Origin of the sequence: Povalibacter sp., from assembly GCF_036520495.1 — a bacterium.
Classification (GTDB): domain Bacteria; phylum Pseudomonadota; class Gammaproteobacteria; order Steroidobacterales; family Steroidobacteraceae; genus Steroidobacter.
Genome location: NZ_DATDJO010000040.1, coordinates 123,354 through 136,897, shown reverse-complemented (window position 1 = coordinate 136,897; position 13,544 = coordinate 123,354). Strand labels below are relative to the sequence as shown.

General features: G+C 62.8%; 11 protein-coding genes and 1 tRNA gene. 8 read left to right on the top strand and 4 right to left on the bottom strand.

Annotation, left to right across the window (positions count from 1 at the left end; translation table 11 throughout):
• Positions 1–18: 18 nt before the first annotated feature.
• The 5 genes from VIZ63_RS15985 to VIZ63_RS15965 are packed head-to-tail and all read left to right on the top strand — an operon-like array spanning position 19 to position 3,171.
• Positions 19–858 (top strand): ABC transporter ATP-binding protein, encoded by an 840-nt coding sequence (locus VIZ63_RS15985; protein ID WP_331610669.1) that lies wholly within the window; start codon positions 19–21, stop codon positions 856–858.
• The gene (gene mlaE / locus VIZ63_RS15980; RefSeq protein WP_331610668.1) at positions 855–1,622 is read left to right on the top strand and encodes a lipid asymmetry maintenance ABC transporter permease subunit MlaE; all 768 of its coding nucleotides are present in this window, start codon (positions 855–857) and stop codon (positions 1,620–1,622) included. The genes VIZ63_RS15985 and mlaE overlap by 4 nt, the downstream gene beginning before the upstream one ends.
• Before the next feature lie 43 nt (positions 1,623–1,665).
• On the top strand, positions 1,666–2,148 hold the full coding sequence (mlaD, locus tag VIZ63_RS15975; protein WP_331610667.1) for an outer membrane lipid asymmetry maintenance protein MlaD: 483 nt from the start codon (positions 1,666–1,668) through the stop codon (positions 2,146–2,148).
• Complete coding sequence (locus tag VIZ63_RS15970) at positions 2,145–2,798, top strand: ABC transporter substrate-binding protein (protein WP_331610666.1); 654 nt, start codon at positions 2,145–2,147, stop codon at positions 2,796–2,798. The genes mlaD and VIZ63_RS15970 overlap by 4 nt, the downstream gene beginning before the upstream one ends.
• A 7-nt stretch (positions 2,799–2,805) precedes the next feature.
• Positions 2,806–3,171: an STAS domain-containing protein gene (locus tag VIZ63_RS15965; protein WP_331610665.1), complete on the top strand. Its 366-nt coding sequence runs from the start codon at positions 2,806–2,808 to the stop codon at positions 3,169–3,171.
• A 3-nt stretch (positions 3,172–3,174) separates the two neighbouring features.
• Here the strand turns inward: VIZ63_RS15965 and VIZ63_RS15960 are convergent, their stop codons facing one another.
• The 3 genes from VIZ63_RS15960 to VIZ63_RS15950 all read right to left on the bottom strand — a co-directional run bounded on the left by VIZ63_RS15960 (position 3,175) and on the right by VIZ63_RS15950 (position 6,042).
• The gene (locus VIZ63_RS15960) at positions 3,175–3,960 is read right to left on the bottom strand and encodes a VacJ family lipoprotein (RefSeq protein ID WP_331610664.1); all 786 of its coding nucleotides are present in this window, start codon (positions 3,958–3,960) and stop codon (positions 3,175–3,177) included.
• A 70-nt stretch (positions 3,961–4,030) separates the two neighbouring features.
• The gene (locus VIZ63_RS15955; RefSeq protein ID WP_331610663.1) at positions 4,031–5,518 is read right to left on the bottom strand and encodes a M48 family metalloprotease; all 1,488 of its coding nucleotides are present in this window, start codon (positions 5,516–5,518) and stop codon (positions 4,031–4,033) included.
• A gap of 434 nt (positions 5,519–5,952) precedes the next feature.
• Positions 5,953–6,042 (bottom strand) — tRNA-Ser (locus VIZ63_RS15950).
• Between the two features lie 117 nt (positions 6,043–6,159).
• Here VIZ63_RS15950 and mltF point away from each other — a divergent pair.
• Positions 6,160–7,539, top strand: coding sequence for a membrane-bound lytic murein transglycosylase MltF (mltF, locus tag VIZ63_RS15945; RefSeq protein ID WP_331610662.1), 1,380 nt, complete (start codon positions 6,160–6,162; stop codon positions 7,537–7,539).
• A gap of 30 nt (positions 7,540–7,569) precedes the next feature.
• On the opposite strand, the gene tagH is transcribed toward mltF, so the two are convergent.
• Complete coding sequence (gene tagH, locus VIZ63_RS15940) at positions 7,570–9,033, bottom strand: type VI secretion system-associated FHA domain protein TagH (protein WP_331610661.1); 1,464 nt, start codon at positions 9,031–9,033, stop codon at positions 7,570–7,572.
• A gap of 114 nt (positions 9,034–9,147) precedes the next feature.
• Between tagH and VIZ63_RS15935 the strand changes: the two genes are divergently transcribed.
• Complete coding sequence (locus tag VIZ63_RS15935) at positions 9,148–9,477, top strand: DUF1820 family protein (RefSeq protein ID WP_331610660.1); 330 nt, start codon at positions 9,148–9,150, stop codon at positions 9,475–9,477.
• A gap of 153 nt (positions 9,478–9,630) precedes the next feature.
• On the top strand, positions 9,631–13,527 hold the full coding sequence (gene purL, locus VIZ63_RS15930; protein WP_331610659.1) for a phosphoribosylformylglycinamidine synthase: 3,897 nt from the start codon (positions 9,631–9,633) through the stop codon (positions 13,525–13,527).
• Positions 13,528–13,544 lie beyond the last annotated feature (17 nt).

Sequence of the window (13,544 nt, the reverse complement as noted above, 5' to 3'; positions counted from 1 at the left end):
GGCTGAAAAGGGCTGAAATTGGCTCCGACGCAACCAGAAATTCCCGGCACTCCTGCCACCGATAATCTCGTCGAAATCCGCGACGTTCACTATTCGGTCGGCAACCGGCCGATTTTTTCCGGTCTCACCCTCTCGATCCCGCGCGGCCGTATCACGGCCGTGATGGGACCGAGCGGCACCGGCAAAACCACGTTGCTGCGTCTCATGACGGGACAGATCCGGCCGGACCGCGGTCAGATCCTGTTCGATGGCCTGGATGTGGCGACCCTGTCGCGCAAGGAACTGTACGAACTGCGCTTGCGCATGGGGATGCTGTTCCAGAACGGCGCACTGCTGACCGATACGGATGTGTTCGAGAACGTGGCCTTCCCGCTGCGCGAACACACCGATCTTCCCGACAATCTGATTCGCAATATCGTGCTGACGAAGCTGCAGGCCGTAGGCCTGCGCGGAGCCGCGGAATTGATGCCATCCGAGTTGTCGGGTGGCATGGCGCGTCGCGTCGCGCTGGCCCGCGCGATGGCGACCGATCCGGAAATACTGATCTACGATGAGCCGTTTACGGGCCTCGACCCCATTTCGATGGGCATGATCGTGCGGCTGGTGCGTCAGATGAACTACGCGCTGGGCATCACCAGCATCGTCGTCTCGCACGACGTCGAAGAGCTCTCCATCCTCGCGGATACCAGCTACATCATTGCGGGGGGCAAGGTGGCAGCGGCAGGGACATTCGTCGAGCTCAAGGATCACAACTCGGAAATCGTCAATCAGTTCATGCATGGTCTGGCTGACGGCCCGGTGGCGTTTCATTACCCGGCCCCTGATTACTACGAGCAGTTGCTCACGGACAAGGAATGAACCTGCTGCGTGAGCTGCTGGAGAATCTGCGACAGTTCGTTGCCACGATCGGTGCAACGACGCTGTTTCTGGGGCGCGTGCTCGGGCAGGTCCCGCAGGCATTGCTGCGTCCCGGCCTGATCATCGATCAGATTCACAATGCCGGCGCGTTGTCGCTGGTGATCATCATGACGTGCGGCCTGTTCGTGGGTGCGGTGCTCGGGCTGCAAGGCTACGACCTGCTGCAGCGTTTCGGCTCGGAGGATGCACTTGGCACGGCAGCCGCTCTGGCGCTGGTGAAGGAGCTGGGCCCCGTAGTGACTGCGTTGCTGTTCGCCGGTCGCGCCGGCACGGCACTCGCATCGGAAATCGGGCTCATGCGCGCCACGGATCAATTGACGGCGATGGAGATGATGGCCGTCGATCCGATCCGTCGTGTCGTCGCGCCGCGATTCCTCGGCGGTGTGATCGCCATGCCATTGCTGACCGTCATATTCATCGCCGTCGGTATCTTCGGTGTGCAGGTGGTCGGCGTGCAGATGTTCGGCGTTGATTCGGCGTCGTTCTGGTCGCAAATGCGTGCGAGCGTCGGCGTCGACGATGTGACCGAAGGCATCGTCAAGGGATGCGTGTTCGGCTTCGCCTGCAGCCTGGTGGCGGTCTACGAAGGTTATACGGCCATTCCGACGGCGGAAGGGGTGGGACGGGCGACGACCCGAACCGTGGTGACATCCGCGGTGCTGACCTTGATCCTCGATTACATGCTCACAGCGCTGATGCTGTGACCTGACGCGATACTGGGGTTTTTCTATGCGTTCTTCACGCGCTGTGGAAGTTTCGACCGGCCTGTTCGTCCTGCTCGGCTTCGCGGCCCTGTTCTTCCTGGTGACCCAGATCACCGACCGGGAACTGACCATCGCGGGCGGCAGTTATGAAGTACAGGCGCAATTCGAGAACGTCGGCAGCCTGAAGCCCGGCGCCGCGGTGTCGATGTCGGGGGTGACCGTCGGCCGGGTGGATTCCATTACGTACGATCAGCAGATCTACAAGGCCGTGGTGAAGCTGCGCATCAATTCGGCCTACAACCGCATTCCAACGGATAGCGATGCCGCCATCATGACGTCAGGCCTGCTCGGCGGGCAGTACATCGGCATCACGGCTGGCGGTGCTGAGGAGTTCCTCAAAAACGGCGACCGCATCGAACTCGTACAGGATGCTTTCGTGCTCGAGAATCTCATCAACCAGCTGTTCGCGAGCTTCGCGGGCAAGCCCGCCGGGCAGCAGCCGGCAGCAGAGGAGAGCAAACAATGATGAATCGCAGAACCCTGGTCGCGTTCGGTTTCGCAGTCGTCCTCGGTACGTTCGGCAGTCAGGGCGTGCTCGCGCAGGACACTCAGCTCGGTCCTTACGAACTGATCACGAAGGTGTCGCAGGACACTCTCAAGGATCTCGACGCCCATCGCTCCGAGTATCAGAAGAATCCGGAGCGCGTGCGTGAGCTGGTGGACAAGAACATGCTGCCGTACTTCGACACGGCGTATTCGGCGCAGCTCGTGCTGGCCAAGAACTGGCGCACGGCGACCCCGGAGCAGCGCAAACGTTTTGTCGATGCGTTCTACCAGTCGCTGCTGCAGAACTACGGTTCGGCCCTGCTGGAATTCACGCCCGAGCGGCTGAAGATCCTGCCGTACCAGGGCAAGCCCGAGGACACGGTGGCGACGGTGCGCAGTGAAGTTCGCCGCGACAACGGCTCGCGCGTGCCGGTGAACTATTCATTGCGCAAGACGGCCAATGGCTGGAAGGCGTACGACGTGCAGATCGAAGGAATTTCCTACGTGAAGTCGTTCCGCACCGATTTCGGTGCCGAGATCCAGCAGAAGGGGCTCGAAGCCGTGATCCAGCGTCTCGAAAAACAGGTGGCCACGGGCACGGTGCCGAAGCCGTCCGGCGCCAACTCCTGAGCGATGCATGAGTAAGGCTCGCACCAGCACCGCCCGGCTCGATTCGTTGGGCAACGGACACTTTCGTGTCGCCGGCGTCCTCGATGCGGACACGGTGACGGAGATTCTGGCGCAGAGTTCGCGCAAGTTTGCCGGTGTACCGAGCGTGATCGTCGATCTGTCGCTCGTGACGTCGAGCGACAGTGCCGGACTTGCGCTATTGATCGAATGGTTGCGTCTGACCCGCGTTGCCGGCAGCAAGATTCACTTCGACAACGTGCCGCAGCAGATCATGGCCCTGGCGCGCATCAGCGAGATCGATGACCTGCTGCTCGAGAATGGCACGGCCGATCCGGCGCAAGACGCGAATCAGGCAGCAACCGCGACTGCCTGAGTCTTACGGTGTCGGAGCCGGCGCTGGCCCCAGCTCCGCGGCCTCTTCGTCGGAGTAGTCTTCTTCCAGTACTTCGGGTGGCGGGTTGCCGTCATAGATCTGGAATTCGCGCTGCTGCACCCAGGCATCGCGCATGAAGGCATACGGATCGAAGGCGCTCTGCAATGTCGCATCGAGCGGCAACAGTTCCGCGCGTGAATGCACGATATCCAGGCCGCGCAGACCCCATTCGGCTTCCCATGGAATGTCGATGTAGACGAGTGGCCCCAGGAAGTAATCGAAGAGACGCGACGGCGCATCGCGCACCGACGAAGGTCCGAAGAACGGCAGGGTGAGATACGGACCCGACCCGACTCCCCACTTGGCCAGTGTCTGTCCGAAATCCTCATCGTTTGCCGCCAGGCCGGCCGGTGTGGCGACGTCCAGCAGGCCGCCGACGCCGACCGTCGTATTCATCACGAAGCGGCCGAAATCCCGCATCCCCAGCCCCGGCTTGCCCTGCAGGAACTGGTTCACGATCGTCGCGGGATAGGTCAGGTTGGAGAAGAAATTGCCGACGCCGGCGCGGAACCAACGTGGCGTGATCTTGCGATAGCCCTTGGCGACAGGCTTGAGCGCAATCCGATCCGCCGTGTCATTGAACTTGTAGATGCCGCGGTTCATGCCCTCCCACGGATCGTCGGCGCGCGTCGCTCCAGGAGTGGTGGCGCACCCGGCGCTGATGAGGAGAACTGCAATCATTGCGATTGCGCGCACGGGTGTCGGTACGCGGCCGATCAGTAAAGACATGCGGTAAACAGATCCCTTGGCTGTGACGGATGCCGGGTCGCGCTCAGGCAACCCGGGCGCCGGCATTGTATCAATTCATCCCTTGCAGGCGCGGCTGTCCGCTGGACGCCCGGCGTGAACCGCGTTTTGGCATGGCCTGCTGCACTTCTTCGAGTCGCGCCTGGAAGCGTGCGCGCTGCACCGACGTTATTTTCGGCACGGCCAGCGCCAGTTGCAGCTGGTTGATCGCCAGCGGCAGGTCGCCACTCATGATGTGGTACTCCGACATGTAGTAATAGGAGTCCGCCACGTCGCCGGCGGCGTTTGCCGCCAGTGCGGTGAGGCGGGCTTGTTCGGGCGTTGGCGGCACCGCATTGAACAGGTCGAGCAAGATCTCGTGCGCGGCCTTCGCATCGCCACTCTGCATCAGGCTCTCGGCGTAGCGCACGGTGACGGCGACATTGCGCGGGAACAGTTCGCGCGCTTTCGCCAGCGTTTCGAGCGATGCCTTACCCTGGCCGGCGCGCAATTGCGCCTGCCCCAATGCGGTGTGGTACTGCATGACCGAGGGGTCCGTATCGCGCAATTTGCGGAACACCGGGATGGCCTTGTCGGCATGACCCGACATCACCATCGCGAGTCCCTGTCCGTAGACCTGGGCTGAACTGGCATCGGGCTCGTTCTTGATCACGGCTGCGTAGTACTCCTGCGGATCTTTGCCAGCAGGGGTCGAGAGCACGCGCAGGCGTTCGCGGGTGAGCGCATAGCTCATGCTGTCAGGCAGGGGAGTGACACTGAGCTGATCGGCGCGTTCCCTGGTCTCGGCGATACGCGTGCTGGTGACCGGATGCGTGCGCAGCATTTCGGGAATGTTGAATTCGCTGCTGCCGGCCAGACGGCTCATGGTTTCGAAGAATTTCGGCATGCCTTCGGGATCAAATCCCGAACGCGCCAGAATTCCCAGGCCCACGCGATCGGCTTCGGTCTCGTTCTCGCGTGTGAAGCTGATCTGTTGCTGGATCGCCAGCGACTGCGCGGCTGCGACACCGGCCATGGCGCCATCGCCCCCGCCGGCAGCGGCGCCCAGCAGGATGGCAGCGAGCATCGCGGCGGTGGACACCAGGCTCGAGCGACTCTGCGCGGCGATGCTGCGCGCGATATGGCGCTGCGTGACGTGCGCGATTTCGTGCGCCACCACGCCGGCCAGTTCGCTCTCGTTCCTGGTCTCGAGTACCAGCCCCGCATTGACGCCGATGAAGCCGCCCGGCAACGCAAAGGCGTTGATGCCGCGGTCTTTTACCGTAAAGAAGGTGAAGCGCTGTGCGCCATCGTGGGCTTCGATGGCCAGCCGCGAACCGAGCGACTGCACGTATTCGGCGACCTCGGGGTCATCGAGGATCTGGTCCTGGTCGCGCAACCCACGCACCACCATGCGGCCAATCTGGCGCTCGTCCTCGAGCGTCAGCATCGCCTGCGCGGGACTGCCGATATCAGGCAGATCGTCCCCGGTATTGGTCTGCTGCGCGCCCGCCCCGATGGTCGTCAGGGCCGCTGCCAGAAAAATGGCGATCTTTCGCATTGATGGATGTCTCGTGAGCCGGCAGTGTGGTGCCGTGTCGCCAGGAATGTAAAGCGCGTGGGATTGGACTGAGCTGAATGGAATCGGTTCGGACCGGACACTTGCCTTCGGAGGGGTAGCTCTTGGCGGATCAGTGCGGGACGGGCCCTCCGCGATGCCCGAATCTTGCGAGAGGCGCGCGGCCATTGGGTCTGGAGCGGGTTCCTCATCCACGGACCAACAATTGGAAAAACCTGGTGCTGTCGCCCGTCGATGCGGTGGACGAAATGTGCTGATGCCAGGCGGAGGGATGGCGCGTGCCTGCGTCCGGCGCGAGTTATCGCCATCCGGTCTCATCAAGGAAGCGAGTTTGCCGAATCCTCGACCCGGGCATCCCGCCCGATGCCACAAATACAAAGGCCCTCCAGGGGAGGGCCTTCTTGTGAAATTTTAAGTGGCGGAGAGGGTGGGATTCGAACCCACGGATGTCTTGCGACATCGCCTGATTTCGAGTCAGGTACATTCGACCACTCTGCCACCTCTCCGCGCGCGGCGCGCATTCTATACCAGGACAGGTGCAAGACTGTAGGCTGTACGCCGTTCTTTCACTACGAAGGGTTGCGAGCCTTGTCGTTACTACTTCCGCGACGCGGAGGCCGGCGTTGAAGATCGCGCTGGCGATCATTGCGATGCTGCTTCTGGGGACCTGTTCGCAACCGCCGACAGTTCTGCAGCAGATCCTCGACAGCGGCGAATTGCGTGTCGTTACGCGCAACTTGCCCAGTACCTATTACCTCGGTGCGTCCGGCCCCCAGGGCCCTGAGTTCGAACTGGCCAGCCAGCTTGCTGCCGAATTGGGCGTGCGCCTGTACATTTATTCGGTTCCCAACGCGGGCGATGTCATACGCGAGCTGGCGCTGCATCGGGCGCACATCGGCGCGGCGGGGTTGACCCGGGGCATGCGATTGCCGTCGCAGCTGGCCTTCGGTCCTCCCTATCAACAGGTCAGGGAACACCTGATCTATCGGCAGGGAAATGGGCGCGCCCGCACGCTGCGCCAGGCCGTGAACACCCATATAGAAGTCGTAGCGGGCAGTTCGCACGTGGCGTCGCTCGAGGCTGCGCGTCTGACGGTGCCCAACTTGTCCTGGGTGGAAAACTCTGCGACCGAAACCGAGGAACTTCTGTATCGGCTATCGCGGCGCGAGATCGACTACACGGTGGCGGATTCGAACGAGTTCGCCATCGGCCGCTCGTTCCATCCGGAGATCCGTGTCGCCTTCGATCTGTCGGGCAGCAAGGCACTTGCGTGGGCTGTCGATGCGCGGGATCCGAGTCTGCTGCAGCGCGTAACCGCCTATTACGCCGCCGTGACAGCGGAGGGGCGGCTCGCTTCGATTCTCGATACTTACTACGGTGACGTCGATCGCTTCGACTACATCCAGGCGCGCGTGTTCATGCAGGACATCGAGGCACGCCTGCCGCAATACCGACACTGGTTCAAGGAGGCGGCGGCGCAGATCGGCGTCGACTGGCGCTTGCTGGCGGCTATTGGCTACCAGGAATCGCATTGGGTACCGACCGCCACCTCGCCGACGGGAGTGCGTGGGCTCATGATGCTGACCGAGGAAACGGCACGCGGTCTGGGGCTCACCGATCGCCTCGACCCTCGCCAGAGCATCTTCGGCGGCGCCTCTTATTTTCTGCTGGTGCGCAGTCAGATTCCCGCGCGGATTCTGGAGCCCGATCGCACCTGGATGACCCTGGCGGCCTACAACGTCGGTATCGGGCATCTCGAAGACGCGCGCATCCTTACGCAGATGCATGGCAAGAATCCGGACCTGTGGAGTGATGTGCGCGAGCACCTGCCATTGCTGACGCAATCGAAATGGTACACGCAGGTCAAACGCGGCTATGCACGCGGCTGGGAACCGGTGCGGTTCGTGGAGAACATCCGCGGCTACATCGACATTCTGGATTGGGTGGCGGCGGATTCAGCACCGCCGGCCAACCGGGCGAGGAACGATCAGGCCGTGCAGTGATGCCGCTGGCCGGATCGTTCGATCACGCAATCATTTTTTTCTGACCGACTTCTCTGCATAGGTCCTCGCCAGTTCTTCGGCGAACACCGTCGGCAGTCCCTGATCGTTGCGCTGATTCAGCGCCTGGTAGAACTCGGCGTAGAGATCCCAGTACTTCATCTTGTTCGCTGCGCCGAGCAGGGCGCCGCGCTTCAGACCGCGATCGAAACGGTCCTGCAATTCACCGGGCTCGATGCGGTTCATCAACTCGTCCATGCCGGCCTGAACTGCCGACATCGTCGCAGTGTGGTGATGCTGCAGATCCGCGAAGGAGTCGCGGATCGCCTCGACCGGGCCCAGATACCGTGAGCCGTGCGGACTGAGCAGCCGCAACACGGCATCGTCGACGCTTGGCGAGAATTTCAACGGATTGTTTTCGGCTGGCTGAATGGACGTTTGCGACAGCCGCAGCTTGCCCTTCATGTCCGAACGGCTGTGCAGCGTTTCCATGATGCCCATGACGGATTCACGCAGCATCTGGCCGGCCAGCGCCAGCAACGAGGCATGCGCATCGGCCGGCAGAGCCGCCGGGTCGATACCGGCGCCACGACAGAAGGCTTCGACGCCGCTGTCGATGTGATCAGTCGCGCGACGCAGGCGCTCAGGCTCGCGAGCGGGCGCCGCAGCCGGTGCACTCGCTGCAGTATGAGTTGCTGCGGTTGCGGCCGGCGCGGGACGCGGCGCCCGAACGACCGTTGGCGCGGCTGCCGGGGGTGGTGTTTTAGTGGCAAGGGCAGCTGGGGGCAGGGCGGCGAGACTCTTGCGATCGTAGGGCCGTGTCTGCATCTGCCAATCGTCGGACCTGGACTGGGTGGCGGACTTCGCTTGAGCCACGGTCCGCTCGCCCGGATCGCCGAGACTGTCGAGCAGCGAAGTGAATCCGCCCTGGGTCGCGGCCGGAACGGGCGCCGGGGTCTTGCGCGGATCGAGATCGATCTCGTCCGTCAGCAGGAATGGCTCCGGCGTCAGCTTGCTGGGTTGCGGAATACTGTTCGGCAGGAAGGAATCGCCCAGCAGGTCGGTGATATCGAGTTCTTCGCCGAGGTCTTCGGCAGGTTCCGGCGCCTTGCCGCCGTTACGCACTCGCGCCGGTGTCGCTAACTGACCGGTGGCGTCGGACGAGAAGTCATTGCGTTCGTCGATGCTGACCAGCAATTCATAGTCGCCCAGGCGCAGGCGGTCGCCATCCTGCAGCGCATAGGGGCCCTCGAGCGATGCCGCGGTGTCGGAGCCGTTGATGAACGTGCCATTGGTGCTCGTGTCCTCGAGTACCCATTTGCCGGCGCGAAAGGACACTTTCACGTGGTGGCTGGAAACATAGCGATCAGGATCCGGCAGGACCCAATCGTTGTCCTGGGCACGGCCGATCCGTCCGCCGGTCACGCCAAAGAGCTGCGAGCTGCGTTTGCCGAGCGCTTTGTAATGGTCGCTGATGACCCTGAGCTTCAGTGCCATTGGTAGAGGGATTTCCTTAAGTGCCGCATAACGGGCGTCCGGGTCCATCTAAAGGGCACTGGAGCCGCGCTATGTAATATGCTCGCAGCGTACCAACCCGTCCCCGGCGCAGATATGGCAGCGAGTCACATTTTCAAGGTCGTTTTTGTCAACCAGGGCAAGGTCTACGAGATCTATGCCCGCAAGGTCAATCACGGCTCGATCTTCGGCTTCATCGAGGTCGAGGAGCTGGTTTTCGGCGAGCGGACGACCATCGTGCTGGATCCGAGCGAGGAGCGCATCAAGTCCGAGTTCGAGGGGGTCAAACGCACCTACCTGCCCATGCATTCGGTTCTGCGAATCGACGAAGTCCGCAAGCAGGGGGTCAGCAAGATCAGCGCCCTCGAGGGTGGCTCCAATGTGACGGCCTTTCCGATGCCGATGTATACGCCGGAAAAAAAATAGGCGGCTGGGCGCTGGGCTGCTGGCCAGATGAAGGACCAGGAGACTTTTCCGGCTGGCCGACAGCCCAGCGCCCAGCAGCCCCTCTTCCTGTATCATCCGCTCCCGTAATTTTTCCTCGCGGTTCGCGCCTCCTGCGAGCCGACTGGCTTCAAGATGCTGACACTGACCGGCGCACCCGCTCTCTCCGATTTCCGCATTAGCAAACTCCTTGCCGCCGCCCGCGCGCGCAATCCCGCCATTGAATCGCTGACGTCGCGCTTCGTGCACTTCGTGCAGACGCGTCGTGAGCTGACGGCCGAGGAGCGGCGTATTCTCGAAGCTCTGCTGACCTACGGCCCCCGCGTCGAAGCGGACACGCCTGCGTCGGCGCCGACGGTCGTCGTTATTCCCCGCCCCGGCACGATCTCGCCGTGGTCGAGCAAGTCGACCGACATCGCGCATGTCTGCGGACTCGATGCGATCGAACGCATCGAACGCGGCGTGGCGTTCTGGGTAACGTCGGACGCTGCGTTGTCTTCGCAGCAACTGCAGGACATCGCGCCGCTGCTGCACGATCGCATGACCGAGGCCGCGGTCGCGTCTTTTGGCGAAGCGGAGCAGCTGTTCGCGCACGACCAACCCCGATCACTCAATACCGTTCCCGTGCTTGCGCAGGGGCGTAAGGCACTTGAAGCAGCCAACACGTCGCTGGGACTCGCACTGTCCGACGATGAGATCGACTACCTCGTGACGAGCTTCGGCGCTCTGGGTCGCGATCCCACCGATGTCGAGCTCATGATGTTCGCGCAGGCGAACTCCGAGCATTGCCGTCACAAGATTTTCAACGCCGACTGGATCATCGACGGCGAGCGCCAGCCCAAGTCGCTGTTCGCGATGATTCGCAACACGCATGAGCGCAATCCGGACGGCGTCCTCTCGGCGTACCGCGACAACGCGGCAGTGATCGAAGGGCCGATCGGCAAGCGCTGGTTCCCGGATGTCGACACGCATCAGTACCAGTCGGCTGTCGAATCCATCGACATCCTGATGAAGGTGGAGACGCACAATCATCCGACGGCCATCTCACCGTTTCCTGGTGCGTCCACCGGTTCGGGCGGCGAAATCCGGGATGAAGGTGCGACCGGTCGTGGTGGCAAGCCGAAAGCGGGCCTCGCAGGATTTTCAGTGTCGAATCTGCGCATTCCCGGTTTCGAGCAGCCGTGGGAGAAGGACTTCGGGCGGCCTGGCCGCATTGCCTCCGCGCTCGACATCATGATCGAGGGTCCGCTCGGCGCCGCCGCGTTCAATAATGAATTCGGCCGGCCCAATATCCTCGGCTACTTCCGCACGTTCGAACTGCAGGCGCGCACGCAGGAACGCGCGTCGCTGCGCGGCTATCACAAGCCCATCATGATCGCCGGCGGCGTCGGCAACGTCCGCCGCATGCATGTCGAAAAATCCGAAGTGCCGGTAGGCGGCAAGATCATCGTGCTGGGCGGACCTTCGATGTTGATCGGCCTCGGCGGTGGTGCGGCATCCTCGGTGGGCAGCGGTACGAGCGCAGAAGACCTCGACTTCGCCTCCGTGCAACGCGGCAATCCCGAGATTCAGCGTCGCGCCCAGGAAGTCATCGATCAGTGCTGGGCCATGGGCGAGAACAATCCGATCCTGCTCGTGCACGACGTCGGCGCGGGTGGGCTGTCGAATGCGATCCCGGAATCGATCGATCACAGCAAGCGCGGTGGGCGCATCGATCTGCGCAGGATTCTTTCCGACGAGCCCGGCATGTCGCCGCTCGAAATCTGGTGCAACGAAGCGCAGGAGCGTTACGTGCTCATCGTCGCCGCGGACCAGATCGAACGCTTTGCTGCGATGTGCGACCGCGAACGCTGCCCGTACGCGGTCGTCGGCGACATCACCGACGACGGCTGGCTCAAGGTCGACGATCCACAGCTGCACGACGCGCCGGTCGATGTGCCGATGAACGTCATTTTCGGCAAGCCGCCGCGGATGACGCGCGACGTGACGACGCTGCCGGGTATCAGCGACGACTTCGACGCCGCATCCGTCGACATTCGCGACGCCGCGTATCGATTGCTGCGTTATCCCGCGATCGCCGACAAGACCTTCCTGATCACGATCGGCGATCGCAGCGTCGGCGGCATGATCAGCCGCGATCCTTTCGTCGGACCGTGGCAGGTGCCGGTCAGCGATGTCGCGGTGACGCTGAGCGACTACAGCTCGAATGCGGGCGAGGCGATGGCCATGGGCGAGCGCACGCCGCTGGCATTGCTGAATGCGCCTGCGTCAGGACGCATGGCAGTGGCCGAGGCCATAACGAACATTGCGGCAGCGGACATCGCCAGGATTTCCGATGTGCGGCTGTCGGCCAACTGGATGGCGGCCTGCGGCGAACCGGGTGAAGACGCGGATCTCTACGCGACCGTGAAAACGGTAGGCGAGGAATTCTGTCCTGCGCTCGGCATTGCGATTCCGGTGGGCAAGGATTCGCTCTCCATGAAAACCAGCTGGAGTCAGCAGGGCGAGGCACGCAAGATGGTCGCGCCGTTGTCGCTGATCGTTTCCGCATTCGCACCTGTGCAGGATGCACGCAAGACGGTGACGCCACAGTTGCGCACCGACTGTGGCGCATCGCAGTTGTTGCTGATCGATCTTGGCGGTGGACGCAATCGTCTGGGTGGGTCGTGCCTGGCGCAGGTCTATGGCCAGCTCGGTCGTGTCGCGCCGGATTGCGACGATCCGAAAACGCTCGGTGCATTCTTCGCCGCGATGGCCGAATTGCGCGCCAGGCGCTTGCTGCTGGCCTATCACGATCGTTCCGACGGCGGGCTGTTCGTGACGCTGGTGGAAATGGCGTTCGCCGGTCGTTGCGGTATCGAAGTCGATCTCGGTGGCACGCCGCGTGACGCGACGGCACGGCTCTTCAGCGAGGAACTCGGCGCGGTGATCCAGGTCCGCAGCGACGATGTCGCCACAGTGGCGGAAATCCTCGACCGGCATCTGCTCGGTGTGATCACGCAAGTGATCGGTACGGTGAACGGCGAAGATCGCATTCGCATTCATGCCGGTGCAAAGCCTGTGCTCGAAGAATCGCGTACGGACCTGCGTCGTGCGTGGTCCGAGACGAGCTACCGCATGGTGCAGCTGCGTGACAATCCACAGTGCGCCACGGAGCAGTTCGAGACAGCGATCGACCCGCGCGACCCGGGCCTGCATACCAGGCTCGGTTTCGATATCCAGGAGGACGTCGCAGCCCCGTTCATTGCCAGAGGTGCGCGGCCGAGAGTTGCGGTCCTGCGCGAGCAGGGCGTGAACAGCCATGTCGAAATGGCGGCAGCATTCGATCGCGCCGGCTTCACGCCCTTCGATGTCCACATGACGGACCTGTTCGCGCAGCGCACGCAGCTCGCGGACTACCAGGGCCTCGTGATCTGTGGCGGATTCTCGTATGGCGACGTGCTTGGTGCCGGCGAGGGTTGGGCGAAGTCGATCCTGTTCCATTCGCGTCTGCGCGATGAGTTCACAGCGTTCTTCGCACGTCCTGATACGTTCTCGCTGGGCGTGTGCAATGGTTGCCAGATGATGTCGGCGCTGCGGGAGCTGATTCCCGGTACCGAGCATTGGCCACGATTCGTGCGCAATCGTTCCGAGCAGTTCGAAGGCCGCCTGAGCCTGGTCGAAGTGCTGCCGTCTCCCTCCGTGTTCCTGTCGGGCATGGCGGGTTCACGCATGCCGATTGCCGTTGCGCATGGCGAAGGCCTGGCAGAATTCCGCAGTCCTGCGGATCTCGCCGCCTGCGCCGCGCAGCAGCTGTTGTCGTTACGCTTCGTGGATAACGCCGGCAAGGCGACGGAGCGCTATCCGGCCAATCCGAACGGTTCGCCGCAGGGTGTGACCGGCATCACCACGCCGGACGGTCGCGTGACATTGTTCATGCCGCATCCGGAGCGGGTGTTCCGCACGTTGCAGAATTCGTGGCACCCCGACGAGTGGGGCGACGACAGTCCGTGGATGCGCATTTTCAGAAATGCACGCGTATGGGTTGGATGAGAAATCAACAATTCACA